This window comes from Pseudomonas brenneri (genome assembly GCF_007858285.1).
GTDB classification, from domain to species: Bacteria; Pseudomonadota; Gammaproteobacteria; order Pseudomonadales; family Pseudomonadaceae; genus Aquipseudomonas; species Aquipseudomonas brenneri.
Genome location: NZ_VFIL01000005.1, coordinates 32,411 through 57,612 on the forward strand (window position 1 = coordinate 32,411; position 25,202 = coordinate 57,612).

General features: G+C 61.6%; 27 protein-coding genes. All 27 read right to left on the reverse strand.

The window, feature by feature from the left end:
• Positions 1–54: 54 nt before the first annotated feature.
• Positions 55–843, reverse strand: coding sequence for a protein phosphatase CheZ (locus FJD34_RS11880; protein ID WP_032859063.1), 789 nt, complete (start codon positions 841–843; stop codon positions 55–57).
• Between the two features lie 18 nt (positions 844–861).
• On the reverse strand, positions 862–1,236 hold the full coding sequence (locus tag FJD34_RS11885; protein ID WP_162237637.1) for a chemotaxis response regulator CheY: 375 nt from the start codon (positions 1,234–1,236) through the stop codon (positions 862–864).
• 168 nt (positions 1,237–1,404) lie between these two features.
• Positions 1,405–2,145 (reverse strand): RNA polymerase sigma factor FliA, encoded by a 741-nt coding sequence (fliA, locus tag FJD34_RS11890; protein WP_029292560.1) that lies wholly within the window; start codon positions 2,143–2,145, stop codon positions 1,405–1,407.
• Positions 2,142–2,975 carry a flagellar synthesis regulator FleN gene (gene fleN / locus FJD34_RS11895; RefSeq protein ID WP_003192912.1) on the reverse strand — a complete coding sequence of 278 codons (834 nt, stop codon included), beginning with the start codon at positions 2,973–2,975 and terminating at the stop codon, positions 2,142–2,144. The genes fliA and fleN overlap by 4 nt, the downstream gene beginning before the upstream one ends.
• 100 nt (positions 2,976–3,075) lie before the next feature.
• Complete coding sequence (gene flhF, locus FJD34_RS11900; protein WP_029292553.1) at positions 3,076–4,392, reverse strand: flagellar biosynthesis protein FlhF; 1,317 nt, start codon at positions 4,390–4,392, stop codon at positions 3,076–3,078.
• 11 nt (positions 4,393–4,403) lie between these two features.
• Positions 4,404–6,518, reverse strand: a complete 2,115-nt coding sequence (gene flhA / locus FJD34_RS11905) for a flagellar biosynthesis protein FlhA (RefSeq protein ID WP_229752343.1) — start codon at positions 6,516–6,518, stop codon at positions 4,404–4,406.
• A gap of 137 nt (positions 6,519–6,655) precedes the next feature.
• A complete protein-coding gene (locus FJD34_RS11910; RefSeq protein ID WP_090293072.1) occupies positions 6,656–6,859 on the reverse strand; it encodes a cold-shock protein in 204 nt (67 codons plus the stop codon).
• A 224-nt stretch (positions 6,860–7,083) separates the two neighbouring features.
• Positions 7,084–8,220 carry a flagellar biosynthesis protein FlhB gene (gene flhB / locus FJD34_RS11915; protein ID WP_032859059.1) on the reverse strand — a complete coding sequence of 379 codons (1,137 nt, stop codon included), beginning with the start codon at positions 8,218–8,220 and terminating at the stop codon, positions 7,084–7,086.
• Between the two features lie 3 nt (positions 8,221–8,223).
• A complete protein-coding gene (fliR, locus tag FJD34_RS11920; RefSeq protein ID WP_032859057.1) occupies positions 8,224–9,009 on the reverse strand; it encodes a flagellar biosynthetic protein FliR in 786 nt (261 codons plus the stop codon).
• 4 nt (positions 9,010–9,013) lie between these two features.
• Positions 9,014–9,283: a flagellar biosynthesis protein FliQ gene (fliQ, locus tag FJD34_RS11925; protein ID WP_003192936.1), complete on the reverse strand. Its 270-nt coding sequence runs from the start codon at positions 9,281–9,283 to the stop codon at positions 9,014–9,016.
• 4 nt (positions 9,284–9,287) lie between these two features.
• Complete coding sequence (gene fliP, locus FJD34_RS11930; protein ID WP_032859054.1) at positions 9,288–10,031, reverse strand: flagellar type III secretion system pore protein FliP; 744 nt, start codon at positions 10,029–10,031, stop codon at positions 9,288–9,290.
• Complete coding sequence (fliO, locus tag FJD34_RS11935; protein ID WP_065942411.1) at positions 10,031–10,465, reverse strand: flagellar biosynthetic protein FliO; 435 nt, start codon at positions 10,463–10,465, stop codon at positions 10,031–10,033. The genes fliP and fliO overlap by 1 nt, the downstream gene beginning before the upstream one ends.
• A 1-nt stretch (position 10,466) precedes the next feature.
• Positions 10,467–10,934 (reverse strand): flagellar motor switch protein FliN, encoded by a 468-nt coding sequence (gene fliN, locus FJD34_RS11940; protein WP_032859051.1) that lies wholly within the window; start codon positions 10,932–10,934, stop codon positions 10,467–10,469.
• Between the two features lie 42 nt (positions 10,935–10,976).
• Positions 10,977–11,945, reverse strand: coding sequence for a flagellar motor switch protein FliM (gene fliM, locus FJD34_RS11945; RefSeq protein WP_032859049.1), 969 nt, complete (start codon positions 11,943–11,945; stop codon positions 10,977–10,979).
• A gap of 9 nt (positions 11,946–11,954) precedes the next feature.
• A complete protein-coding gene (gene fliL / locus FJD34_RS11950) occupies positions 11,955–12,455 on the reverse strand; it encodes a flagellar basal body-associated protein FliL (RefSeq protein ID WP_032859047.1) in 501 nt (166 codons plus the stop codon).
• Positions 12,456–12,657: 202 nt separating this feature from the next.
• Positions 12,658–13,980 carry a flagellar hook-length control protein FliK gene (locus tag FJD34_RS11955; RefSeq protein WP_032859046.1) on the reverse strand — a complete coding sequence of 441 codons (1,323 nt, stop codon included), beginning with the start codon at positions 13,978–13,980 and terminating at the stop codon, positions 12,658–12,660.
• 90 nt (positions 13,981–14,070) lie between these two features.
• Positions 14,071–14,412, reverse strand: coding sequence for an Hpt domain-containing protein (locus FJD34_RS11960; protein ID WP_032859044.1), 342 nt, complete (start codon positions 14,410–14,412; stop codon positions 14,071–14,073).
• Between the two features lie 30 nt (positions 14,413–14,442).
• A complete protein-coding gene (locus FJD34_RS11965) occupies positions 14,443–16,140 on the reverse strand; it encodes an ATP-binding SpoIIE family protein phosphatase (protein WP_090290669.1) in 1,698 nt (565 codons plus the stop codon).
• Positions 16,137–16,442 (reverse strand): STAS domain-containing protein, encoded by a 306-nt coding sequence (locus tag FJD34_RS11970; protein ID WP_032859041.1) that lies wholly within the window; start codon positions 16,440–16,442, stop codon positions 16,137–16,139. Before FJD34_RS11970 ends, FJD34_RS11965 begins: the two co-directional genes overlap by 4 nt.
• A gap of 213 nt (positions 16,443–16,655) precedes the next feature.
• On the reverse strand, positions 16,656–17,105 hold the full coding sequence (fliJ, locus tag FJD34_RS11975; RefSeq protein ID WP_029292520.1) for a flagellar export protein FliJ: 450 nt from the start codon (positions 17,103–17,105) through the stop codon (positions 16,656–16,658).
• Between the two features lie 6 nt (positions 17,106–17,111).
• Positions 17,112–18,470 carry a flagellar protein export ATPase FliI gene (fliI, locus tag FJD34_RS11980; protein ID WP_032859039.1) on the reverse strand — a complete coding sequence of 453 codons (1,359 nt, stop codon included), beginning with the start codon at positions 18,468–18,470 and terminating at the stop codon, positions 17,112–17,114.
• The gene (gene fliH, locus FJD34_RS11985) at positions 18,460–19,224 is read right to left on the reverse strand and encodes a flagellar assembly protein FliH (protein WP_032859037.1); all 765 of its coding nucleotides are present in this window, start codon (positions 19,222–19,224) and stop codon (positions 18,460–18,462) included. Before fliH ends, fliI begins: the two co-directional genes overlap by 11 nt.
• 10 nt (positions 19,225–19,234) lie before the next feature.
• Positions 19,235–20,254 carry a flagellar motor switch protein FliG gene (fliG, locus tag FJD34_RS11990; RefSeq protein WP_032859035.1) on the reverse strand — a complete coding sequence of 340 codons (1,020 nt, stop codon included), beginning with the start codon at positions 20,252–20,254 and terminating at the stop codon, positions 19,235–19,237.
• The gene (gene fliF, locus FJD34_RS11995; RefSeq protein ID WP_032859033.1) at positions 20,247–22,022 is read right to left on the reverse strand and encodes a flagellar basal-body MS-ring/collar protein FliF; all 1,776 of its coding nucleotides are present in this window, start codon (positions 22,020–22,022) and stop codon (positions 20,247–20,249) included. The genes fliG and fliF overlap by 8 nt, the downstream gene beginning before the upstream one ends.
• A gap of 16 nt (positions 22,023–22,038) precedes the next feature.
• Positions 22,039–22,368 carry a flagellar hook-basal body complex protein FliE gene (gene fliE, locus FJD34_RS12000; RefSeq protein ID WP_029292509.1) on the reverse strand — a complete coding sequence of 110 codons (330 nt, stop codon included), beginning with the start codon at positions 22,366–22,368 and terminating at the stop codon, positions 22,039–22,041.
• A 130-nt stretch (positions 22,369–22,498) separates the two neighbouring features.
• Complete coding sequence (locus FJD34_RS12005; RefSeq protein ID WP_032859026.1) at positions 22,499–23,878, reverse strand: sigma-54-dependent transcriptional regulator; 1,380 nt, start codon at positions 23,876–23,878, stop codon at positions 22,499–22,501.
• A gap of 6 nt (positions 23,879–23,884) precedes the next feature.
• Positions 23,885–25,096, reverse strand: coding sequence for a sensor histidine kinase (locus FJD34_RS12010; protein WP_032859024.1), 1,212 nt, complete (start codon positions 25,094–25,096; stop codon positions 23,885–23,887).
• Between the last annotated feature and the right edge of the window lie 106 nt (positions 25,097–25,202).

Here is a 25,202-nt window from a genome sequence, read left to right on the forward strand (position 1 = left end):
CTAGTCTTGCGCCTTGCGGGGCGCGGCGCGACCGTCATTTGCCGTTATCAGGACCTAAAAGCCTAAACTGGACAGCAAATCGTCTACGTCATCTTGACCTGACATAACGTCTTCACGTTTATCGGCATGAATCTGCGGACCTTCACCCTTGGCGAGGTGTTTTTGTGGATCTTTTTCCGAGAGGATCGCTTCGCGGTCATGTTCGATGCCGGCAAAACGGTCGACCTGGCCAGCCATCAGCACCAGCTTGAGCAAGTTGCTTTCCACTTCAGTGACCAACAGGGTCACGCGCTTGATCACCTGGCCGGTGAGGTCCTGGTAATCCTGGGCCAGCAGAATGTCATTGAGGTTGCTGGAAACCGTGCGGTTGTCCTGCTCGCTGCGTGACAGGAAGCCCTCGACCCGACGCGCCAGCTCACGAAATTCTTCTGCGCCCACTTCGCGGCGCATGAAACGCCCCCAGTCAGCGCTCAACGCCTTGGCCTCATTGGCCATGCCGTTCACCAAAGGCGTGGCGTTTTCCACCAGGTCCATGGTGCGATTGGCTGCCGCCTCAGTCAGCCTGACCACATAGGACAGGCGTTCGGTGGCATCAGTGATCTGCGAGATTTCCTCGGCCTGGGGCATGTGCGGGTCGATCTGGAAATTGACGATCGCACTGTGCAACTCACGGGTGAGCTTGCCCACTTCCTGGTACAGGCCGCGGTCGCGGGTCTGGTTGAGCTCATGGATCAACTGCACTGCGTCGCCGAACTGGCCTTTTTCCAGGCTTTCGACGAGTTGGTGAGCATGTTTTTTCAGGGTCGATTCAAAGTCGGCCTGCGATGATTCTTTATGCTCCATAGCTCCCCCGTGGCAGCATCAATGACCGATGCGTTCGAAGATTTTTTCAATCTTCTCTTTCAAGGCCAATGCAGTGAATGGCTTGACCACGTAGCCGTTGACCCCGGCCTGGGCGGCTTCGATGATCTGTTCACGCTTGGCTTCGGCGGTCACCATCAACACCGGAAGATTGCGCAGTTTTTCATCGGCGCGCACATGGCGCAGCAGATCGATACCGGTCATGCCAGGCATGTTCCAGTCGGTTACCAGAAAGTCGATGCTCCCGCTGTTGAGGATCGGAATCGCCGTAATGCCGTCATCCGCCTCGACCGTGTTAGTGAACCCAAGGTCACGCAACAGGTTTTTTATGATCCGCCGCATCGTTGAGAAGTCATCAACGATGAGGATTTTCATGTTCTTGTCCAATTCGACCTCCAAGCAGTCTTAAACGCGTCCAGCACCTGGGCGCGCCATATCATTCAACAGGCATTACACAAAAAGGACTGCTAGGGCACACCACAGGTCGCTCCCGCCCGGCTTGCGCCCTGGCGGTTATCGCTCGCACTGTCCCCACACTGCCTGTCAGCGCGCTCGCCACTCTCCCAAACGCCCCCGCAAGCGGGCCGCGCATTGGCTATGGAGCTGACTGACCCGCGATTCGCTGACCCCCAGGACCTCACCGATTTCCTTGAGGTTCAGCTCTTCGTCGTAGTACAGCGCCAACACCAGTCGCTCACGTTCCGGCAGATTGGCAATCGCCTCTGCCAGGGCGCCCTGGAAGCGTTCATCTTCCAGGTCGCGTGAAGGCTCCTGGTGAGCGCTCGCGCCGTCCTCGTGCAGCCCTTCATGTTCGCCGTCCTGTAGCAGGTCGTCGAAACTGAACAGGCGGCTGCCCAAGGTATCGTTCAAAATCCCGTAGTAATCGTCGAGACTCAATTGGAGTTCGGCCGCAACTTCGTGATCTTTAGCGTCGCGGCCGGTTTTTGCTTCAATTGAGCGAATTGCGTCACTCACCATCCGGGTATTGCGGTGAACCGAACGCGGCGCCCAATCACCTTTACGCACTTCATCGAGCATCGCGCCACGGATACGGATACCCGCATACGTCTCGAAACTCGCACCCTTGCTCGCGTCGTACTTGGTCGACACTTCGAGCAGGCCGATCATCCCCGCCTGGATCAGGTCTTCGACCTGGACACTGGCGGGCAGGCGTGCCAGCAGGTGGTAGGCAATGCGCTTGACCAGAGGCGCATAGCGCTCGATCAATTCGCCCTGGCTGTCACGCGCTGATTTTTTGTAAAGGTTGTAGCCGCTGGCTGTCATAGCACCGGTCCTGCACTCGTCTGATGCACCAATCGCTCGACGAAAAACTCCAGATGCCCCCGAGGATTGGCGGGCAGTGGCCAGGTATCGACCTTCTGAGCAATTGCCTTGAACGCCAACGCGCATTTCGAACGAGGGAACGCTTCATAGACTGCACGCTGCTTTTGCACAGCCTTGCGCACACACTCGTCATAGGGAACTGCGCCGACGTATTGTAAGGCGACATCGAGGAAGCGATCCGTGACCTTGGTCAACTTGGCGAACAGGTTGCGCCCTTCCTGTGGGCTCTGGGCCATGTTGGCCAGCACGCGGAAGCGGTTCATGCCGTAGTCGCGGTTGAGCAGTTTGATCAGGGCGTAGGCGTCGGTGATCGAGGTGGGTTCGTCGCAGACCACCAGCAACACTTCCTGCGCGGCGCGCACGAAGCTGACCACGGACTCGCCGATCCCGGCGGCGGTGTCGATCACCAGCACGTCGAGGTTGTCGCCGATATCACTGAAGGCCTGGATCAGGCCGGCATGCTGCGCCGGGCTCAGATGCACCATGCTCTGGGTGCCGGAGGCGGCCGGGACGATGCGAATCCCCCCTGGCCCCTGCAACAGCACATCGCGCAGTTCACAGCGGCCCTCAATGACATCGGCCAGGGTATGTTTGGGGGTCAGTCCCAGCAGAACGTCAACGTTCGCCAGTCCCAGGTCGGCATCCAGCAGCATGACACGGCGGCCAAGCTCTGCCAGGGCCAGGGACAAATTCACTGACACGTTAGTTTTCCCGACGCCACCTTTGCCGCCGGTCACCGCGATCACCTGTACGGGATGCATGCTGCCCATGTTCTTTCTTTACCTTGTCTTGCTTAGCCGCAGGCTACATAGGGTGGCCGCGGTAGCAGACCATCGATGTAGGTACATTGCACTGTGTTTCATGTTGCCTTCAGCCGACCCGCTTGGCTGGGTTGTGATAGAGGTCGGCGAACATGTCCGCCATCGCCTCTTCACTGGGTTCGTCCTGCATTTGCACACTGACTGCACGGCTGACCAGTTGATGACGGCGCGGCAGATGCAAATCATCCGGGATCCGCGGCCCGTCGGTCAGGTAGGCGACCGGTAATTCATGGCTGATGGCAAGGCTCAACACTTCGCCCAGGCTTGCGGTTTCATCCAGCTTAGTCAGGATGCAACCGGCCAACCCGCAACGCTTGTAGCTGTGGTACGCAGCAGTCAGAACCTGTTTTTGGCTGGTTGTTGCAAGTACCAGGTAATTTTTCGACTTGATCCCGCGTCCGGCCAGGCTTTCCAGCTGCATACGCAACGCCGGGTCGCTGGCTTGCAGGCCCGCGGTGTCGATCAGCACCACGCGTTTGCGCAGCAGCGGGTCGAGGGCGTTGGCCAGGGACTGGCCCGGGTCGACATGGGTCACCGGCACATTGAGGATCCGGCCCAGGGTCTTGAGCTGCTCCTGGGCACCGATGCGGTAGCTGTCCATGCTCACCAGCGCAATATTGTGCGCGCCGTACTTGAGTACATAACGGGCGGCCAATTTGGCCAGGGTGGTGGTCTTGCCCATGCCGGCAGGGCCGACCATGGCAATCACGCCACCTTCTTCAAGGGGTTCGATTTCCGGGGTCTGGATCATCCGCGCCAAGTGGGCCAGCAGCATGCGCCAGGCCTGGCGAGGTTCTTCGATACCGGTGGTCAGCTCCAGCAGGTCGCGCGACAACGGGCCGGACAGGCCGATGCGCTGCAGGCGACGCCAGAGGTTGGCCTGTTGCGGCTTGCTGCCTTGCAACTGGTTCCAGGCCAGCGAGCCCAACTGCACTTCCAACAGTTCGCGCAGGCCATTGAGTTCAAAACGCATCGAGTCGAACACGCGCTGGTCGACCGCCGCAGCCGGCGCCGGCGCAGCAGGACGCGGCGGCTCGACGAAGGTCGGCTCAACCAATGGCTCGGCCGCAGTCAGCGGCAGGCCGGCAAACAATTGGCGGTTGGTGGTCGCATCGCTGTCGCCACGCATGCTCAGTTCGGCCTGGGCCGAGACAATGCGCGAGGCGGTCTTGCGCAACTCGTCTTCGAGTTCCATGTTCGGCACGCGCGGCGCCAAGGCCTGGGGTTTGTAATCCAGGGCAGCCGTCAGCTCGACACCGCCGGCAATGCGACGGTTACCGATAATAGCCGCGTCGGCGCCCAGTTCATCACGAACCAGCTTCATGGCCTGACGCATATCGGCGGCGAAAAAACGCTTTACTTGCATAACCCACTACCTCAGCCGTTGGGCCCTACTGTCGCGACGATAGTCACTTGCTTGTTGTCAGGAATTTCCTGATAAGCCAATACGTGCAAATTCGGTACTGCCAGGCGTCCAAACCGCGACAACATCGCCCGGACGGGGCCGGCCACCAGCAGGATCACCGGTTGGCCCTGCATCTCCTGGCGCTGTGCGGCGTCGATCAACGAACGCTGCAGCTTTTCAGCCATGCTTGGCTCCAGCAGGACGCCCTCTTCCTGGCCTTGTCCTGCCTTCTGGATACTATTGAGCAATATTTGTTCCAACCTTGGTTCCAAGGTGATGACAGGCAGCTCGGAGTCAAGCCCGACAATGCTTTGGACGATGGCACGCGACAAACCGACGCGCACCGCAGCCACCAGAGCGGCAGTATCTTGACTCTTGGCGGCATTGTTGGCGACGGCCTCGGCAATGCTGCGAATGTCGCGTACCGGCACCTGCTCGGCCAACAGTGCCTGCAACACCTTGAGCAACTGCGACAACGACAGGATGCCCGGCACCAGCTCTTCGGCCAGCTTTGGCGAGGCCTTGGCCAGCAATTGCATGAGTTGCTGGACTTCTTCGTGGCCAATCAACTCGTGGGAGTGCTTGTACAGAATCTGGTTGAGGTGCGTGGCGACCACCGTGCTGGCATCCACCACGGTGTAACCCAGGGACTGCGCCTGGCTACGCTGGCTGACTTCGATCCACACCGCGTCCAGGCCAAAAGCCGGATCTTTGGCGGTGATGCCGCTCAGGGTGCCAAACACCTGGCCCGGGTTGATCGCCAACTCGCGGTCCGGGTAGATCTCGGCTTCGGCCAGGGTCACGCCCATCAGCGTCAGACGGTAGGCACTGGGGGCCAGGTCGAGGTTATCGCGAATGTGTACGGTGGGCATCAAGAAGCCCAGGTCCTGGGACAATTTCTTGCGCACACCCTTGATCCGCGCCAGCAACTGGCCGCCCTGGTTGCGGTCGACCAGCGGGATCAGGCGATAGCCGACTTCCAGGCCGATCATGTCGATCGGGGTCACGTCATCCCAGCCCAACTCCTTGGTTTCCTGGGCGCGGGCCGGCGACGGCAGTAAGTCCTGCTGGCGTTCCACCTCTTTCAAGGCCTGGACCTTGACCGTGTTCTGCTTCTTCCAGAACAGGTACGCACCGCCGCCGGCCAGGGCGGCCATGCTCAGGAACGAGAAGTGCGGCATGCCCGGCACAATGCCCATGATCGCCATGATGCCGGCCGCCACGGCCAGGGCCTTGGGCGAGGAAAACATCTGGCGGTTGATCTGCTTGCCCATGTCTTCGGAGCCGGACGCACGGGTCACCATGATCGCCGCAGCTGTGGATAACAACAGTGATGGCAATTGCGCCACTAAACCGTCACCAATGGTCAGCAAGGCGTACACCTTGCCCGCATCGCCGAAGGTCATGCCGTGCTGGAAGATCCCCACCGCCATGCCGCCGATCAGGTTGATAAACAGGATCAGCAGGCCGGCGATGGCGTCGCCACGTACGAATTTGCTGGCACCGTCCATCGAACCGTAGAACTCGGCCTCCTGGGCCACTTCGGAACGACGGGCCTTGGCCTGGTTCTGGTCGATCAGGCCGGCGTTGAGGTCGGCGTCGATCGCCATTTGCTTGCCAGGCATGGCGTCGAGGGTAAACCGTGCGCTCACCTCGGAAATCCGCCCGGCGCCCTTGGTCACCACCACGAAGTTGATGATCATCAGGATCGCGAACACCACGATACCGACCACGTAGTTGCCGCCGATCACCACCTCACCAAAAGCCTGGATCACCTTGCCGGCGGCGGCGTGACCGTCCTGGCCGTGGAGCATCACCACCCGCGTGGAGGCCACGTTAAGGGCCAGGCGCAGCAGCGTGGCAACCAGCAAAATGGTGGGAAAGACCGCAAAATCCAAAGGCCGCAGCGCGTATACACACACCAGCAGCACCACGATGGACAGGGCAATGTTGAAGGTGAAGAACACGTCCAACAGGAACGGCGGCATCGGCAACATCATCATTGCCAGCATGACCAACAGCAACAACGGCACACCCAGGTTGCCTCGCGAGAGGTCCGTCAGGGTGCCACGGGCGTTGTTGAGCATTTGAGAGCGATCCACCACCGGTATTCCTCGTTGCCTTGAAGCAAAACTTTGACGCCAGGAGGCGACTTGGAAGGGCTTGTGCAAGAAGCCTTCCAACTTTTGCTTGAGGCATACCGGGGGAGGATTATTGTTAGCCGCTAGAGTGGCTGGACGTTTTCTGCCTGAATGCCTTTAGGGCCGTGGACAACCGCATATTGCACCTTTTGGCCCTCTGTCAGCGCCTTGAACCCCTCGGTTTGAATGGCCGAGAAGTGCACAAACAGATCCTCTCCCCCATCATCCTGCTTAATGAAGCCAAAGCCCTTTGAGTCGTTGAACCACTTCACAGTGCCCGTTGCCATTGCCCTTCTCCCGAAACCTTGCTTGAACATCCGCGCGCCATCAAACCGCGAAGCAGAGGCGGTGGCTACTGTCAGAGTTGACAGGTAGACATGGGGGGCAAGCGATGCTAGTTGCCAGGCATTGATGCTTGCTACCTGTTCGGACGCCATCGCGGGCAAGCCCGGCTCCCACATTTGACCGAGATCAACTGTGGGAGCCGGGCTTGCCCGCGATGGCTCAAAACTCAGGAATCGCGCTGCAAATCCGGCGGAATCGGCAAATCCTTGAGCGGATCCGGTCGCTTGCCCTTGCCCGCACGGTATTGGCGAATCTGATAGACATAGGCCAACACCTGCGCCACCGCCAGATACAGCCCGGCCGGGATCTCTTGTTCAAGGTCGGTGGAGTAGAAGATCGAACGCGCCAGCGCCGGCGACTCCAGCAGCAAAATGTCGTTGGCCTGGGCGATTTCGCGGATTTTCAAGGCGGTAAAGTCGCTGCCCTTGGCCAGCAACATCGGTGCGCCGCCCTTCTCGGCGTCGTACTTGAGCGCCACCGCATAGTGGGTCGGGTTGGTAATGACCACATCGGCATCCGGTACCGAAGCCATCATCTTGCGCTGGGACATCTCGCGTTGCAGCTGACGGATACGCTGCTTCACTTCCGGCTTGCCTTCCTGATCCTTGTGCTCGTCACGCACTTCTTGCTTGGTCATCAGCAGCTTCTTGTGGCTTTCCCACAGCTGGATCGGCGCATCCACCGCCGCAATCAGGATCAGCCCGCAGGCCATCCACAACGCACTCCACCCCACCAGTTGCACGCTATGAATGATTGCCAGCTCCAGCGGTTCATGGGCGATGCGCAACAAGTCGTCGATATCCGACTTGAGCACCACCAGCGCCACAAACAAGATGATGAAGAACTTCGCCAATGCCTTGAGCAGTTCCACCACGGCCTTGGCCGAGAACATGCGCTTGATCCCGGCCGCCGGGTTCATGCGGCTGAATTTGGGCGCCAGGCTGCCGGCCGCGAACAACCAGCCACCGAGGGAAATCGGCCCGATCAGCGCCGCCAGCAGCAAGGTGATCAGCACCGGTTGCGAGGCCAGGATCGCTATCTTCCCCGAGTGCAGCAGGTAGATGCCCATGGCGCGCGGGTCAAGCAGCACTTCCCGGGGCAGGGAAAAGCTGTGCTTCATGATCTCCATCAGGTCCTGGGCCAGGCCGCCGCCGTAGATCAACAGGCCGCCGGCCCCGGCGAGCATCACCGCCAGGGTGTTGAGCTCTTTGGAACGGGCAATTTCGCCCTTTTCCCTGGAGTCCTTTTTCCGTTTCTCCGTGGGGTCTTCTGTTTTGTCCTGACCACTCTCGCTCTCGGCCATGGCTCAGCGCGCCCGTGCCAGATCACGTAAGAACTGCAGGGCATCACTGGCCAGCGGTTGATACTGATTGAGAATGTCGGCCAGGCCGATCCAGAAAATCCCCAGGCCCAACACCAGGGTCAGCGGGAAACCAATAGCAAAAATGTTCAACTGCGGCGCGGCACGGGTCATCACGCCGAAGGCAATGTTGACCACCAGCAGCGCAGTGATCGCCGGCAACACCAGCAACAATGACGCGCCCAGCACCCAACTGAGGCGCCCGACCACTTCCCAGAAGTGGTTGACGATCAAGCCCTCGCCTACCGGCAAGGTGGTGAAGCTCTCGGTGAGGATTTCGAAGGCCACCAGATGGCCGTTCATGGCCAAAAACAGCAGGGTCACCAGCATGGTCAGAAATTGCCCGATCACCGCCACCGACACGCCGTTGGTGGGGTCGACCATGGACGCGAAGCCCATGCCCATCTGGATCGAGACGATTTGCCCGGCAATCACAAACGCCTGGAAGAACAGGGTCAAAGAGAAGCCCATCAAGGCGCCAATCAGGATTTGTTCGGCAATCAGCAGCAATGCACTGAGGTCCAGGGCATTGACCGGTGGCATCGCCGGCAATGTCGGCACAATGACCACAGTGATCGCCACGGTGAAGAACAGGCGCACACGCTTGGGCACCAGGGTCGTGCCGATCACCGGCATGGTCATCAGCATCGCGCCCACGCGAAACAGCGGCAGGATGAACGCGGCCACCCACGTGCTGATCTGGGTGTCGGTCAATGCCAGCAAGGACTGCATCAGGTCAGCCGATCAACTGCGGAATACTGCCGTACAGCTGCAGGATGTATTCCATGAAGGTCTGCACCAGCCAGGGCCCGGCAACGATCAGCGTGACCAGCATCACCAACAAACGCGGGAGGAAGCTCAAGGTCTGTTCGTTGATCTGCGTGGCAGCCTGGAACATCGCCACCAGCAAACCCACCAACAGGCTGGGCACCACCAGCACCGCGACCATCAGGGTGGTCAGCCACAGTGCTTCGCGAAACAGGTCGACGGCGACTTCCGGAGTCATGGCGCTATACCCCTCCGAAACTGCCGGCGAGGGTGCCGATAATCAGCGCCCAACCATCCACCAGCACAAACAGCATGATCTTGAACGGCAACGAAATGATCAGCGGCGACAGCATCATCATACCCATGGCCATCAGCACACTGGCCACCACCAGGTCGATGATCAGGAACGGGATGAAGATCATGAAGCCGATCTGGAATGCAGTCTTGAGCTCCGAGGTCACGAACGCCGGCACCAGGATGGTCAACGGCGCCTGGTCGGGGCTGGCAATATCGGTACGCTTGGACAGGCGTACAAACAGCTCCAGATCGCTGGAGCGGGTCTGCGATAGCATGAAGTCCTTGATCGGGCCCTGGGCCTTGTCCACCGCGTCCTGGGCTGTGAGCTTCTCGGCCAGGTAGGGTTGCAGGGCTTGCTGGTTCACCTTGTCAAACACCGGCGCCATGATGAACAACGTCAGGAACAGGGCCATGCCGGTGAGGATCTGGTTCGACGGCGTCTGCTGCAAACCCAGGGCCTGACGCAGAATCGAGAACACAATGATGATGCGAGTGAAGCTGGTCATGAGCATGACGAACGCCGGGATAAAACTCAGCGCCGTCATGATCAGCAGGATCTGCAGGCTGACCGAATATTCCTGGGCCCCGGCCGCGTTGGTGCCCAGGGTGATCGCCGGGATCGACAACGGGTCGGCGCCGAACGCCAAGGGCGCGGCCAGCAACAGCATGAGCGCCAATAGAACGCGCATTACTTCTTATCCTTCTGGTCCTTGCCCATCAGCTCCATCAGGCGCTGGGCGAACTCCGGGGTGGCGGCCTCGGTCTGGGCCACGCTCACCGGATGCTTGAGCACGTGCAGCGGGGTAATACGACCAGGCGTCAGGCCGAGCAGGATCTGCTCTTCGCCCACCTGCACCAGCACCAGGCGATCCCGCGCGCCCAAGGCCCGCGAACCCACCAGCTCGATGACCTGGGCATTGCCCGGGCCGATCCGCTGCACCCGGCGCAACAGCCAGGCGAGGACGAAGATCAACCCCACCACCAGCAGCAGGCCGAGCACCAACTGAGTCAGTTGCCCGGCCACATTGCCACCGACGGCCGGTGCAGCGGCCAAGGCCACCGGCTCAGCCGCGAATGCGCCCAGTGGCAGCGCCCACAACAGTCCCACCACCCAGCGACTCATCTCAGCGCAGCTTCTTGATGCGTTCGCTGGGGCTGATCACGTCAGTCAGGCGGATGCCGAACTTTTCGTTGACCACCACCACTTCGCCATGGGCGATCAGCGTGCCGTTGACCAACACATCCAGCGGCTCGCCGGCCAGGCGGTCAAGCTCGATCACCGAACCCTGGTTGAGTTGCAGCAGGTTGCGGATGTTGATTTCAGTGCTGCCCACTTCCATGGAGATCGATACCGGGATATCGAGGATCACGTCCAGGTTCGGACCATCGAGCGATACCGGCTCATGGTTCTTCGGCACGCTGCCGAACTCTTCCATGGGCAAGCGGTTGCCCACCGGTGCAGTGGCAGCATCGGCCGCCAGCAAAGCGTCGATATCGTCCTGGCCTACATCGCCGGTTTCTTCCAGGGCAGCGGCCCATTCATCGGCCAGGGCCTGGTCTTCGGCGGAAGTGTTTTCGTGTTCGGTAGCCATTACATGTCCTCGGCGCAGCAAAAAACAGGAGTTAGAGGGGAATCAGCGACGGTTGATCGGCTCGACCACTTGCAACGCCAGGTTGCCTTTGTGGGAACCGAGCTTGACCTTGAACGACGGCACGCCGTTGGCGCGCATGATCAATTCGTCTGGCAACTCGACAGGGATCACATCCCCCGGCTGCATATGCAAAATGTCCCGCAGGCGCAACTGGCGACGCGCCACGGTGGCGCTCAGCGGCACATCGACATCCAGCAGGTCTTCGCGCAGGGCCTTGACCCAGCGTTCGTCCTGGTCGTCGAGGTCGGACTGGAAGCCCGCATCGAGCATCTCGCGCACCGGTTCGATCATCGAGTACGGCATGGTCACGTGCAGGTCGCCGCCCCCGCCATCGAGTTCGATATGGAAAGTGGAGACCACAATGGCTTCGCTGGGCCCGACGATGTTGGCCATGGCCGGGTTCACTTCCGAGTTGATGTACTCGAAATTGACTTCCATGATCGCCTGCCAGGCTTCTTTCAAGTCGACGAAGGCCTGCTCCAGCACCATGCGTACTACGCGCAATTCGGTGGGGGTGAATTCGCGGCCTTCGATCTTGGCGTGACGGCCGTCACCGCCGAAGAAGTTGTCCACCAGCTTGAACACCAGCTTGGCGTCGAGGATGAACAGCGCGGTACCGCGCAGCGGCTTGATCTTGACCAGGTTGAGGCTGGTGGGCACGTACAGCGAGTGCACGTATTCACCGAACTTCATCACCTGCACGCCGCCCACCGCTACGTCTGCCGAACGGCGCAGCATGTTGAACATGCTGATCCGGGTGTAGCGGGCGAAACGCTCGTTGATCATTTCCAGGGTCGGCATGCGTCCACGGACGATGCGATCCTGGCTGGTCAGGTCATAACTTTTGACGCTGCCGGGCTCGGCAGCCATTTCGGTCTGTACCAGACCATCGTCGACGCCATGTAACAGGGCGTCGATTTCATCCTGGGACAGCAGGTCTTGCACGGCCATGTCGTGATCCTACTGCAATACGAAATTAGTGAAGAGCGCCTGCTCGACCACGACTTTGCCCAGTTCTTTCTGGGCCACTTCCTGCACGCTGGCAGTGACCTTCTGGCGCAGCATTTCCTGGCCCACCGGGGTGGCCAGGCTGTCGAAACTCTGCCCGGAGAACAGCATCACCAGGTTGTTGCGGATCACCGGCATATGCACCTTGAGGGCATCCAGGTCCGCCTGGTTGCGCGCCAGCAGGGAAATGCTCACCTGCAGGTAGCGTTGCCGACCGTTCTGGTTGTAGTTGGCGACAAAGGCCGGAAGCATCTGCTCGAAGATTGCCGGTTGCTTGACGTTGGTCGCGGTCTCGGCCGCAGGTGCAGGCTTGCTCTGGGCGCTGTGCATGAAGTACCAGGTAGCGCCCACCGACACGCCGATGGCCAATAACAAGGCCACGACGATCAACAGGATCATCTTGAGCTTGCTCTTGCCTGCAGGTGCTGTTGCTGCGTCGTCACTCTTCGCCATGCCAATAATCCGTCACTATTCGGGGTTTCATAGATCCACGGGAAGGCAAGAGCAAGTGTTATGCCAGAGTTGTCACGGATTTCAGCAACGCTACAAAACCAGTGTGGGAGCTGGCTTGCCTGCGATAGCGGTGTGTCAGGCACGAGCTATATTGCTGACCCACCGCTATCGCAGGCAAGCCAGCTCCCACAGAGGTCAGGTTTCAGGCGTAGTAGTCCACGGCGCTGGAGCCGATGACGGATTGGGCTATCGGCGCCGCCACTTCGGTGGCTTCGCCGGCAAGGCCGGTGTCATGCCCATCGTTGTGCCCACCGCTGCCGCTGACTCCCCGCGCCTGGTTCTGCTGTTGCTCCTGACCCTGGCCCTGCCAGCCACGGGACTGGTCGGAGACATTCACGTCAACCTGGCCCATGCCCTGCTGGGCGAACATTTCCCGCAGGCGCCCGGACTGGCTTTCCAGGGCCTCGCGCACGGCGGCGTGGCCGCTCATGAAGTTGACCTGGGCCTGCTGGTCAGCGGTCATGTTCACGCGGATATCCAGGCGGCCCAACTCGGCAGGCTGTAATTGGATATCGGCGGACTTGAGGTTGATGCTGGACAGGTACATGACCCGGTTCACCACTTCCTCGGTCCAGCCACTCTGATGCATGGCCAGCGGCTGGTTATTGAGCGGCAAGGCGTTGGCGGTCTTGGGCGTGGCGGCCTGGGTCAGGGCGGCCAGGCGATTGGCAAAGTCATCGACGCGGGTGTCGCTGCTCGCGCCCTTCAAATCCTTGAGGCCCTCTTCGATCAGGCCGCTGAAAGCCTTCTCGCCCCCCTGGTCGGTACTGTCCTTGGCCGCTTGCTGATCGACCATCGCCGCCAGGCCGTTAGTGAAGTTCTGCGCGGCGGTAGGCTCAGCCTGGGTCGGCGCGGCTTTTTGCGCTGCCTGGCTGCTGGCGGAGACATGCCCGCCCTGCTCCATCGCCAGGCGCACGGCCGGCAATGCATCCAATGGATCGGCCTCGGGGTCGAAGGTTGGCGCAACCTCTTCGGTGACCGGCGCGGTGGTCACGAGCAACGGCGCCACGGCGTCATCCACCACGGCGGCCGGGACAGCAACCGGAGCCGGCGTGACCGCCGCGATCAGCGCCGGGTCAACCACCGGATCGGCCACCGGCTGTACAGCCAATGCCGGATCCTTGCCGGTGCTTGTCTCGTCATCGCGGCTGGCCGTCTTGTCGTCCTTGACCTGCGGGCTGGCAGGCAAGGTCTTGCCGCTATCGGCAACCGCTGGGGTGCCAGCGGCAGGCTTGTCGTTGCCCACCTCTTTCTTGGCACTGACATCCGCCGGCTTGTCACGGCTTGGCTTGGGCGCCATATCGGTGGCCTTGGCAGGCGCAACGCTGGACTCCTTGGCGAACACCTGGGCAAAGCCTGGCGCTTTGGCCCGCGCGTCCACGGCCACTGCCTGGGCATTGACGGAGGAAGCCTGAGGCTTGACCGCGGGGGCGGCCTGCAGGAGCGAGTTAGGGGCGAGAGGCATAGGTCTGGTCTCCGCTGCGCAGGGTCGAGGGCGCAGTCAAGAGAGATAGAGCAAAAGTCGGGCCAGCTTTGCCAACCGGCCCATTGAACCCTAGAAGCGCTGGCGCTCCGACTCATACATCGGCTTGACCAGGGCGAACTCATGATCGATCTGGTCCACCAGCTTGCCCAGGTCGGCGACCTGCGCCTTGGCCGACTCGGCCTCCAGGCGCTGGCACAACCGCGCCAGACGCACGGCCCCCAGGTTGCCGCTGCTGCCTTTGAAACTATGGGCAATCTGCCCAAGCGCCTTGGCATCATCTCGCGCCTGGCGCAGCGCTTCGACGCGCTTTTGCGAGTCATCGAGGAAGGTGTCGAGCAAATGGGGGTATTCGCCTTCCATGACTTCCTGCAAACCCATCAACACTTCAGGGTCCATATGTATCTGCGTCACTTGTTCGCTCCTTGATCAAGAATCGGCGGATTATGCCAGAGCCTCCCAGCAAAACTCCACGCACACACTGCGCCCGCCATCGGACCAGCGTACATGGCTGCTCAGTTGCCGGACCAGGTTCAGCCCGCGCCCGGACAGACGGTCGATATCCAGCGGCCGCGCCAGGACTGTTTCCACATCAAAACCCGCGCCACTGTCTTCGATCCGCAGGCTCAGGCAACCGCCTGCACCTGTCGGCAAGACATCGATATGCACACGGATATAGCCGTTACTCAACAGGGCCAGGCGCTCATTGCGCTGGCGATAATAGTCGGCAAAACCCTGCACATCGCGCTTGAGCCGTGAATCCAGGCCCAGCACCCCATGCTCCAGGGCGTTGGAATACAGCTCGGCCATCACGCTGTACAACGCCCCACTCTGGCCGCGCAGGCCGTGGATTTCCAGGAGCAATTGCAGCAAATACGGTAACGGGTTGTAACGCTTGAGTGTCTCGGCACGAAACTCGAAACTCACCGACCAGTCCAGCGGGCAGGATTGGCCGCTGTCGGTGTACTGAATAGCCGACGCATGCAGAGCCTGCTCAGGCAGCAGGCTGATTTCCACCAGGCTGACATCATCACGCACCTCGCCGCGAAAGCCGGCAAGGGCTTGTTCGATGTCCTCAAACAGGCGCTCAGGCTCACGGTTGGCGGCGAACACTTGTAGCAAACGCTCCACGCCAAACAATTGCTCATTGGCATCCGCCGTATCAATCACCCCATCGGACAACAGGAAGACCCGATCGCCCAGGGCCATCGGCCAGACTTGCGTGCAGTCGTCAAAAACCTCGGGCGCCAGCACACCCAAGGGCAGATGCCGCGACACCAGCGGCGTGCGCCTGCCCGTGGCCACTTCATGGACGTAGCCGTCGGGCATCCCGCCGTTCCACACCTCCACCACCCGACGCTGGGCGCTGAGACACAACAGCGTCGCACAACAGAACATGTCCACCGGCAGGATACGCTTGAGCTTGGCGTTCATCTCCCGCAGGGTCTGCGCCAGGCCGTACCCCTTGGCGGTCATGCCGTAGAACACCTCGGCCAGCGGCATTGCGCCAACGGCTGCTGGCAAGCCATGGCCGGTGAAGTCACCGAGCAGCACATGCATGTCGCCCGACGGCGTGTAGGCCGCCAACAGCAAGTCGCCGTTGAACAGCGCATAAGGCGATTGCAGGTAACGGATATTACGCGCGGCGTTCAGGCAGCCGGAATGGGCGACCTTATCGAACACCGCCTTGGCCACCCGCTGTTCATGCAGCAGGTACTCATGATGGCGGGCGATCTGGTCGCGCTGCTGCAACACCGTGGCCTGCAGCCGGCGCAGGCGGTCCATGGCGTTGATCTTCGCCGCGAGAATGATCGGGTTGTAGGGCTTGGCCAGGAAGTCATCGCCACCGGCATCCAGGCAACGGGCCAGGGCCTGGCTGCCACTCAGGGACGTCAGGAAGATGATCGGCACCAGCGTCTCGCCCGCCAGTTGCTTGATCTGCCGGGCGGCTTCAAAGCCGTCCATCACCGGCATCAAGGCATCCATCAATACCAACTGCGGGCGTTCGCGAGTGAATACCTCCAGCGCTTGCTGACCGTTAGTCGCGGTGAGCACCCGATGGCCCTGGCGCCGCACAATGGTCGATAGCAACAACAGATCGGCAGCGCTGTCTTCGGCGATCAGGACCGTCAGCAGGCTCAAGAGATATCAAACAACTTGTCGAAATTGGAGATGGCGAGGATCTTGCGCACATCGGAGCTGCTGTTGATCACCCGCACATCAGCGTCATCGCTTCCGGCATGATCACGCAGCAACAACAGCATGCCCAGGGCCGAGCTGTCGAGGTAGGTGGCCTCCTTCAAGTCCACCACATAGATATCAGGGACCTTATAGAACCGCTCGTAGGAATCGCGAAAAGCCTGGTGACTGCCGAAATCGAACCGGCCTTTGACTGCGATCGTCAACTTCGTCCCATCCAGGGATACTTCTGATTCAACCGACATACGACTGCTTCCTTGTCGTGGGCATGTGCAACAAGGTGTAGCAGGTGATCACAGAGTGGGCAACCTTGCCTTGGCGGAACTGCTCACGCCCGCCCCTGTAGGAGCGAGCTTGCTCGCGAAGGTCGTCAACGATGACGCGGGAAACTTGACGCCCCGCTGTGCCCGCCAGTTTTTCGCGAGCAAGCTCGCTCCTACAGGGGCGGGCGCGGGTAGTTAGTATTGGTCCTGGCGCGGCAGGCGCTGGGACAGTTCATCGAGCAGCTTCTGTTCGCGCTTGTCTTCCAGAGCGCGCGCTTCGTCGATGTAACGCTGCACCAGCTTGCGCAGGCCTTCGACCCGGGCGTAGGCCTGTTGCCAGCCTTCGCGGGCCTTGTCGAGGTTGTTCTGGTGCCAGGCCAGGCTCTGGCGCTGCTGGCCGACGGCGCTTTCCAGTTGGTTGAGAAAGTGCTGGTAGTTCATCAGCCACTGCCCGGAAACGCCCTTGCTGCCGCGATCGATCCACTGCTGCTGGTATTCGCCGCGAAAGCGCTCCAGGTCGCCCAGTTTGCTCTCGGCCAGGCGCACCTGGCCCTGGAAATGCCCCAGGCGCTGGGCGGCGGTGCGTTCGGCGCTTTCGGCCATCTCCACCACCGGAGCAAGACGCGCGGCGCGACTGCTGGCCATCAGGGGTTAACCGCCAGGCGCTGGTGCGAACACCGACGCCAGGTGCGCTTCGCTTTCGGCCATGCTGATGTTGTCGTTCAGCCCCTGGCGCAGGTAGGTCACCAGTTGCGGTTGCAGGGCAATCGCCAGGTCGGTCTCGCGGTCGCCACCGGCGACATAGGCGCCGACGCTGATCAGGTCACGGCTTTGCTGGTAACGCGACCACAACTGCTTGAACTGTTGGGCGCGGACCATGTGCTCGGCGCTGACCACCGACGGCATGACCCGGCTGATGGACGCTTCGATATCGATGGCCGGGTAATGCCCTTCCTCGGCCAGGCGCCGGGACAGCACGATGTGCCCGTCAAGCACGCCCCGCGCCGAGTCGGCAATCGGGTCCTGCTGGTCATCGCCTTCGGACAGCACGGTGTAGAACGCGGTGATCGAGCCACCACCGGCCTCGGCATTGCCGGCGCGCTCCACCAGCTTGGGCAGCTTGGCGAAGACCGATGGCGGATAGCCTTTGGTCGCGGGCGGCTCGCCAATGGCCAGGGCGATTTCCCGCTGGGCCTGGGCGAAACGCGTGAGGGAGTCCATCAGCAACAGGACATTCTTGCCCTTGTCGCGGAAATATTCGGCAATCCGCGTGCAGTACATGGCGGCACGCAGGCGCATCAATGGCGCATCGTCCGCCGGCGACGCCACCACCACGGAACGCTTGAGGCCTTCTTCACCCAGGATGTGCTCGATGAATTCCTTCACCTCACGGCCCCGCTCACCGATCAGGCCGACCACGATGATGTCGGCCTCGGTAAAGCGCGTCATCATGCCCAGCAGCACACTCTTGCCCACGCCGGTACCGGCGAACAGGCCCAGGCGCTGGCCGCGACCGACCGTCAATAAACCGTTGATGCAACGAATACCCACGTCCAGCGGCTGGCTGATCGGGTTGCGCTTGAGCGGGTTGATGGTCGGGCCGTCCATCGGCACCCAGTCTTCGGCCTTCATCCCGCCCTTGCCGTCCAGCGCACGGCCGGCGCCATCCAGCACGCGGCCGAGCATGCTCATTCCCATCGGCAGGCGCCCGGTGTCAGCCAGCGGCACCACGCGTGCGCCCGGCGCAATACCGGCGAGGCTGCCCACGGGCATCAGGAAGATCTTGCTGCCGGAAAAACCCATGACTTCAGCTTCCACCTGCACCGGGTGGTAGCTGTCGTCGTTGATCACCAGGCAGCGGCTGCCCATGGCCGCGCGCAGGCCTTCGGCTTCCAGGGTCAGGCCGACCATACGCAGCAGGCGACCCTCAAGGATCGGTTGGCCGGGCAACTCGGTGGCTTCGATATAACCCCCCAGGCGCTTGGCAAAGCTGGTGCGGTCAAGGCGCATCCGGCGCGTCCAGGTCAATATTCAGGTCCGGCGCCGCCGGGTGCAGCGCCTGTTCATGGAGCTGGTCGAACAACTTGGCCATGATCTGCGTGATGCGGGTTTCGACGGTGGCATCGATGCGGCTGTGCTCGGTCTCGACCCGGCAACCACCGGGCTGCAACGCGGCATCCTCGACGATGCGCCAGGTTTCCTCGTGGCGCTCGCGCAGGGCTTTGACCTGCTCGAAATCCTGCGGGTTGATGTACAACCGCACATTGCCGACGCCCAGGGGCAACAGCTTGAGGGCTTCGCGCATGACGCTTTCGATCTGGCTGGAGTCCAGCACCAGTTCACGTTGGATGACCTGGCGGGTGATGTGCTGCACCAGATCCACCATGGCCTTTTCCAACTGCGAGTCCTGCTCGGCGATCGGCGCAAACAGGTTGCCCATCAGCCGTTCGAGGCTGGCCAGCTTCACAACAAGGGCCGCGTCAGCTTCCTGGCGAACCTTGAGGGTGGTGCTGTGGAACCCCTCTTTCTCGCCCGTGGCAAAGCCTTCGTTGTAAGCCTCCTGACGGATGCTTTCGAGCTCTTCGAGGGTCAGTGGCTGGACTTCCTCCAGCGGCACTTCTTCCATTTCCACCGGGGTTTCTACCACGGGTTCCGGCTCGGGTTCGGGCCGGTGCGGGTCGAAGCTGGGCAGCGACCAGACGTCGAACCCGCCGACGTCCCGGGCGCGAATCAGGTCGCTGGGCGTCTCATCTTTGTTCGACATGCGCGGCGCCTTAGATCATTTCTTCGCCGCCCTTCCCGCCGAGAACGATTTCTCCGGCTTCGGCCATACGGCGGGCAATGGTGAGGATTTCTTTCTGTGCGGTTTCCACGTCGCTGACGCGCACCGGGCCCTTGGCTTCGAGGTCGTCGCGCAACAGTTCGGAGGCGCGCTTGGACATGTTCTTGAAGATCTTTTCCTTGACGCCCTCGTCCGAGCCCTTGAGGGCCAGCACCAGCACATCGGAGGAGACTTCGCGCAGCAACGCCTGGATGCCACGGTCGTCGACATCGGACAGGTTGTTGAACACGAACATCAGGTCTTCGATCTGCACCGACAAGGTATCGTCGATTTCGCGAATCGAGTCCATCAACTGGCCTTCGACCGAGCTGTCGAGGAAGTTCATGATATCGGCCGCGCGCTTGATACCGCCCAGGGTGGTGCGTGCTGCGTTGGAGTTGCCGGAGAACTGCTTCTCCAGGATCGTGTTCAACTCTTTCAAGGCCGCTGGCTGCACGGTGTTCAACGACGAGACGCGCAGGATGATGTCCAGGCGCACCTTGTGGTCGAAATGGCCAAGCACTTCGCCGGCCTGGTCCGGGTCCAGATAAGCCACGACAATCGCCTGGATCTGCGGGTGCTCGTAACGGATCACGTCCGCCACCGCGCGCGGCTCCATCCACTTGAGGCTGTCGAGGCCGCTGGTGTTGCCGCCCAGCAGGATACGGTCGATCAGGCCATTGGCCTTGTCTTCGCCCAGGGCCGAGGTGAGCATCTTGCGGATGTAGCTGTCGGAGCCGACGCCCAGGCTGGTCTGGTCGCCGACGATTTCGACGAACTCGCTCATCACCTGCTCGACCTGCTCGCGGTGCACGTTGCGCATCTGCGCCATCGCCACGCCAACCCGTTGCACTTCCTTGGGGCCCATATGGCGCAGCACTTGGGCCGCGTCGGTCTCACCCAGGGACAGCAACAGCACGGCGGCTTTGTCGACCTTGGTCAGCTTGGCAACAGAGGCTCGATTATCACTCATCTGCGTTGATCCACTCTTTCACGACCTGGGCCACACGACCCGGGTCTTCTGCCACCAGACTTTTGATTGCGTTCAACTGCGCGTCATACCCTTCGCTCGGGCTTGGCAGCAGAATGCTCTGCGGGCCGCCAAGGCTGACGCGGTCGTTGGCCAGTTCGCCATCCAGGCCGCCCATGCCACCCAACTCGACATCACCGAACGGTGCCAACTGCTTCTTGCCGTGGCCGGTGATGTTGTTGAGCACAGGGCGCAGCACGCCAAACACCAGCACCAGGATGAACAACACCCCCAACACTTGCTTGACGATGTCCCAGAACCAAGGCTGAGAGTAGAACGCAATATCGGCGATCACCTCACCGCGCTCCTGGGAGAACGGCATGTTGATCACGCTAACGCTGTCGCCACGGCTGGCATCGAAGCCCACGGCGTCCTGCACCAGGCGGGTGAAGCGCGCCAATTCATCGGCGGTCCACGGCGCACGGGTGGTTTCGCCGTTGGCGGCGTTGATCTTGACCTGGTCATCCACCACCACCGACACCGATAGGCGGTTCAAGCGCCCTTGCTGTTGCTTGGTGTGGCTGATGGAGCGGTCCAGTTCGAAGTTCTTGGTCGATTGCGAACGCTTGTCGGCCGGGTACGGCGCGAGCATCGGTTGGCCGGTGGCCGGGTCCATGATCTGCTGGCCATTGGCGTCCAACAGTGGCTGGCCGGGCTGGATCGCGGCGGCAGCGGTGGCGGCGCCGCCGGTGGTTTGCGGGGCACTGGCCGGGGCTGGCGGCTGATTGCTCAGGGCACCGGGCACACCTTGCGGAGGACCATTGGCGGCGGTGCGTTGTTCGCTGGTCGATTGTTCGCTGCGCAGGGCCGGCTGGTCCGGGTTGAACTGCTCGGAGGTCGATTCGACGGCGCTGAAGTCCACGTCGGCGGACACTTCAGCCTTGTAGCGGTCATTGCCCAACACCGGTTGCAGGATGTTGTGCACACGCTGGGTGAGCATGCTTTCCATGCGACGGCTGTAGTCGAACTGCTTGCCGGCCATGGTCAGCGCGGAGTTTTCCGCCTGGTCGGAGAGCAGGTTGCCCTTCTGGTCGACCACGGTGATCTGTGACTTGCTCAGCTCGGGAACACTGGTCGCCACCAGATTGACGATGGCCAGGACCTGGCCCGGCTCCAGGGAGCGGCCAGCAAACAACTCGACCAATACCGAAGCGCTGGGTTTGCGCTCATCACGCACAAACACCGAGCTTTTCGGGATCGCCAGGTGCACACGGGCGCCCTTGACGTTGTTCAGGCTGGCGATGGTGCGTGCCAGCTCGCCTTCCAGGCCGCGACGGTAGCGGGTGGCTTCCATGAACTGGCTGGTACCCAGGCCCTGGTCTTTATCGAGAATCTCAAAACCGATGTTGCCATCGGTCGGTGCCACACCTGCACCGGCCAGCTTCAGGCGGGCACGGGCCACGTCGTCGGCCTTGACCAGCAAGGCACCGGAGTTGGGCTCCACGGTGTAGGCGATATCGGAGGCGGCCAGGGTTTCCATGACCTGCTTGGCATCCATCCCCGCCAGGCTGCCATAGAGCGGCCGGTAATCGGGTTGCTGGGACCACAACACCACGGCAAAACCAATCGCCACGCTGGCAGCCAGGCCGACCATCAGGCCTACCTGACGCAACATGGTCATTTCGGAGAGGTTTTCCAGGAACGACAGGCCAAACAGCGGCGGCTTGCCGTCTGTCTTGGCGGGTACGTTATCCACGACTGCTTCTGCCATGACTTAAATCTCGTCCTTAAACCGGCATCTGCATGATGTCTTGATAAGCCTGAACCAGCTTGTTACGCACTTGGGTCAGGGCCTGGAAGGAAACGCTGGCCTTTTGCGAGGCGATCATCACGTCGGTGAGGTCCACGCCACTCTTGCCGATTTCGAAGGCGGTCGACAGCTGGCTGGATGCCTGCTGGGTATCGCTGACTTTGTTGATGGCTTGGCCGAGCATATCGGCAAAGCTGCTTTGGCCCAATTCCGGCGCTTGCACGACGGATTTCGGCTGGGACATGGCGTCCATTTGCATGGATCGCATATCCAACATCAACCGATTGAACTCAACACCTTGGCTCATGAACTTCTCTCTCCGACGACCCGCAATTTTTTGACACTACGCAGCGGTTAGTACGGGTGGTGCAACAAGGGTGCCAGCTCCATGGCAACTTGTAAGAAAAGCCGACAAACCTTGTCAGCTGATGTGTATCTCAGCTGGCGAAAAGGAACGCTTCCACATCCATTCCGGCATCGCGCATTTGCGCCAGCTTGTAGCGCAAGGTGCGTGGGCTGATGCCCAGGCGCTCGGCAGCCTCTTTGCGGCGGCCGCGCTCGGCGCGCAGGGTGTCGATGATCATCTGGAATTCGCGGCGGCGCAGGTCGTCGCCCAGGCCACCGGCTGCTTCTGCCGGAACGCTTTCAGCCGGCGCCGGAACCAGGCTCGGCATGGGCGCAGCGCCCACGCCGATGGCCAGGCAGAAGTCCTGGGGCTGGATCAGGCCGCCTTGCTGCAAAATCAGCGCGCGCTGGATCGCGTTGTCCAGCTCGCGCACGTTACCGGGCCATGGGTAGCTGATCAGGCAAGCCTTGGCCTCGGCCGACAGGCGCGCCTGGGCGTGCTTCATTTTATTGACGTGCTTGTTCAACAGGCGCTCGGCCAGCGGCACGATATCCGCCGGGCGTTCACGCAGCGGGCGCCAGGCCAATGGGAAAACCGAGAGCCGGTAGAACAAATCTTCACGAAAGCGCCCTGCCGCCACTTCGCCGGCGAGGTCACGGTTGGTGGTGGCGACCACGCGGATATCCAGCTGGATCGGCTTGCGCGCACCCACCCGCTCCACTTCGCGTTCTTGCAACACGCGCAGCAACTTGGCTTGCAGGCCCAGGGGCATTTCCGAGATCTCGTCGAGCAGGATGGTGCCGCCGTCGGCCTGTTCAAACTTGCCGGCCTGGGCCGCGATGGCGCCGGTGAAGGAGCCTTTTTCATGACCGAACAAGGTCGCTTCAAGCATGTTGTCGGGGATCGCCGCGCAGTTGATCGCGATAAACGGCTGGCTGGCCCGGTGGGATTGCTGGTGGATGTAGCGCGCCAGCACTTCCTTGCCGGTGCCGGACTCACCGGAGATCAGCACCGTGGAGTCGCTGCGGGCGACCTTGGCCGCCAGCTCCAGCAATTGCGTACTGGCCGGCTCGAAGGCAATCGGGCCCTCGCCGTCTGCGGCACCGATCACCCCCAGGGCGTGACGCGCCACCAGTTCGATCAGGGCCTTGGGCTCGAATGGCTTGACCAGATAGTCTGCCGCGCCCTGGCGCATGGCATCGACCGCGCGCTCTACCGCGCCGTGAGCGGTCATCAACAGCACCGGCAATTGCGGCTGGCGTGCACGCAACAGGCCGAGCAACTGGTGGCCGTCCATGCCGGGCATGTTGACGTCGCTGACCACCAGGCTGAAGGACTCTTGCTCCACCGCCTCCAAGGCTTCCTCGGCCGAACCGACCGCCCGATAGTCATGGCCCGCCAACAACAGCGTGTCAGCCAGTGCTTCACGCAGGGCGCGATCGTCTTCAACCAGTAAAACCTTGATAGCCATTTATCCTTACTCCGCGCTTGCCGCGCCTGAAAACAGCGGCAGCGTTATCAATGCACAGGTGCCGCGCCCCACACGGGAACGCAACTGCAATTCTCCCTGATGCGCACGGGCCACTGCCTTGACCACGGTCAGCCCCAGGCCGGTCCCGTTGGTTTTGGTGGTAAAGAAGGGTTCACCCAGGCGCTGCAACACCAGCGGATCAATCCCGCTACCGCTGTCGCTGATGCACAGGCGCAGGGTTTGCTCGCGGCTGTACAGGTGCACTTTGAGGCGCGCTGCCGGGCCGCTGGCCTGGCTGGCGTTTTCGATCAGGTTGAGCAGCGCGCCCACCAGGGTGTCGCGATTGCACAGCAACTCGCCCCAGTGGCTGTCGCACTGCCAGCGCACCGAGGCTTCCTGGACATGGGTGGCGGCGGCGGCCTGCAACGACTGCATCAAGGCAGCGGGCGTGACGCGATCAGTCAGCGGCAACTCGCCCCGGGCGAACACCAGCATGTCGCGCACCTGGTGCTCCAGCTCATGCAGGCGCTCCTTGAGGCGCCCGGCGAAACGCTGATGGGTGGCGGCCGGCAATTGCTCATCAGTCAAATGACTGGCGTAGATCAACGCGGCCGACAACGGCGTACGAATCTGATGCGCCAGAGAAGCGACCATCCGCCCCAGGGACGACAGGCGCTCATGACGCGCCAATTGGTCCTGCAGGTGACGGGTTTCTGTCAGGTCGTTGAGCAGCACCAGTTGGCCGGGCTCAGCGTCCAGGGAGCGAGTGGCGATGGACAGGCGGCGCCCATCCTTGAGGGAGATTTCATGGCCGTCGTCTTCACGAGGGGCAAAGCAGCGGGTGATGACATGGCGCCACAGCTCGCCTTCCAGCGGCAGGCCCAGCAGGTCGCAGGCCGCGGGGTTGGCTTCGCGCACGCGGCCCTGGTCGTCAATCACGATCACGCCACCGGGCAGCAGGTCGAGCAGGTTTTGCAGACGGTTGGCCAGGCGTTCTTTCTCGGCCAGTTCTTCCATGCGCTGGGCACTGACCACCGCCAACTCGCCCTTGAGCTCCGAAACCCGGGCTTCCAGCAGACTGTAGGAGTCAGTCAACTGGCTGGACATCTGGCTGAACAGCGAAAACGCCTGCTCAAGCCCTTGCCGGCTGATCTGCTCTACGGACGGGACAAGTCCCTGGGTGTCGGGGACTGAAGAAAGTTGGGCGGCGTGGGGCATCGTGCTCTCTCGCTTGGCTGACCGTCAGTTAAACGGAACGTTGCGAGTGCTGTAGCAATACCCGTGCCGAAAAAAAACCGCTGATTAATCAGCGGCTTGGAAAACA

Coding starts and splice junctions, on each gene's coding strand:
- FJD34_RS11955 (WP_032859046.1), bottom strand. CDS start 13,980: ATGCCTCTCGCCCCTAACTCGCTCCTGCAGGCCGCCCCCGCGGTCAAG.
- fliE (WP_029292509.1), bottom strand. CDS start 22,368: ATGAGCCAAGGTGTTGAGTTCAATCGGTTGATGTTGGATATGCGATCC.
- fliP (WP_032859054.1), bottom strand. CDS start 10,031: ATGCGCGTTCTATTGGCGCTCATGCTGTTGCTGGCCGCGCCCTTGGCG.
- fliO (WP_065942411.1), bottom strand. CDS start 10,465: ATGAGTCGCTGGGTGGTGGGACTGTTGTGGGCGCTGCCACTGGGCGCA.
- fliJ (WP_029292520.1), bottom strand. CDS start 17,105: ATGGCCAGCAGTCGCGCCGCGCGTCTTGCTCCGGTGGTGGAGATGGCC.
- flhB (WP_032859059.1), bottom strand. CDS start 8,220: ATGGCCGAGAGCGAGAGTGGTCAGGACAAAACAGAAGACCCCACGGAG.
- fliQ (WP_003192936.1), bottom strand. CDS start 9,283: ATGACTCCGGAAGTCGCCGTCGACCTGTTTCGCGAAGCACTGTGGCTG.
- fliN (WP_032859051.1), bottom strand. CDS start 10,934: ATGGCTACCGAACACGAAAACACTTCCGCCGAAGACCAGGCCCTGGCC.
- FJD34_RS11970 (WP_032859041.1), bottom strand. CDS start 16,442: ATGTCGGTTGAATCAGAAGTATCCCTGGATGGGACGAAGTTGACGATC.
- fliI (WP_032859039.1), bottom strand. CDS start 18,470: ATGCGCCTTGACCGCACCAGCTTTGCCAAGCGCCTGGGGGGTTATATC.
- FJD34_RS11885 (WP_162237637.1), bottom strand. CDS start 1,236: ATGAAAATCCTCATCGTTGATGACTTCTCAACGATGCGGCGGATCATA.
- FJD34_RS12010 (WP_032859024.1), bottom strand. CDS start 25,096: ATGCCCCACGCCGCCCAACTTTCTTCAGTCCCCGACACCCAGGGACTT.
- FJD34_RS11880 (WP_032859063.1), bottom strand. CDS start 843: ATGGAGCATAAAGAATCATCGCAGGCCGACTTTGAATCGACCCTGAAA.
- fliG (WP_032859035.1), bottom strand. CDS start 20,254: ATGAGTGATAATCGAGCCTCTGTTGCCAAGCTGACCAAGGTCGACAAA.
- fleN (WP_003192912.1), bottom strand. CDS start 2,975: ATGGGCAGCATGCATCCCGTACAGGTGATCGCGGTGACCGGCGGCAAA.
- fliH (WP_032859037.1), bottom strand. CDS start 19,224: ATGTCGAACAAAGATGAGACGCCCAGCGACCTGATTCGCGCCCGGGAC.
- FJD34_RS12005 (WP_032859026.1), bottom strand. CDS start 23,878: ATGGCTATCAAGGTTTTACTGGTTGAAGACGATCGCGCCCTGCGTGAA.
- flhF (WP_029292553.1), bottom strand. CDS start 4,392: ATGCAAGTAAAGCGTTTTTTCGCCGCCGATATGCGTCAGGCCATGAAG.
- fliF (WP_032859033.1), bottom strand. CDS start 22,022: ATGGCAGAAGCAGTCGTGGATAACGTACCCGCCAAGACAGACGGCAAG.
- fliR (WP_032859057.1), bottom strand. CDS start 9,009: ATGCAGTCCTTGCTGGCATTGACCGACACCCAGATCAGCACGTGGGTG.
- fliM (WP_032859049.1), bottom strand. CDS start 11,945: ATGGCCGTGCAAGACCTGCTGTCCCAGGATGAAATCGACGCCCTGTTA.
- flhA (WP_229752343.1), bottom strand. CDS start 6,518: ATGCTCAACAACGCCCGTGGCACCCTGACGGACCTCTCGCGAGGCAAC.
- fliA (WP_029292560.1), bottom strand. CDS start 2,145: ATGACAGCCAGCGGCTACAACCTTTACAAAAAATCAGCGCGTGACAGC.
- FJD34_RS11910 (WP_090293072.1), bottom strand. CDS start 6,859: ATGGCAACGGGCACTGTGAAGTGGTTCAACGACTCAAAGGGCTTTGGC.
- fliL (WP_032859047.1), bottom strand. CDS start 12,455: ATGGCGAAGAGTGACGACGCAGCAACAGCACCTGCAGGCAAGAGCAAG.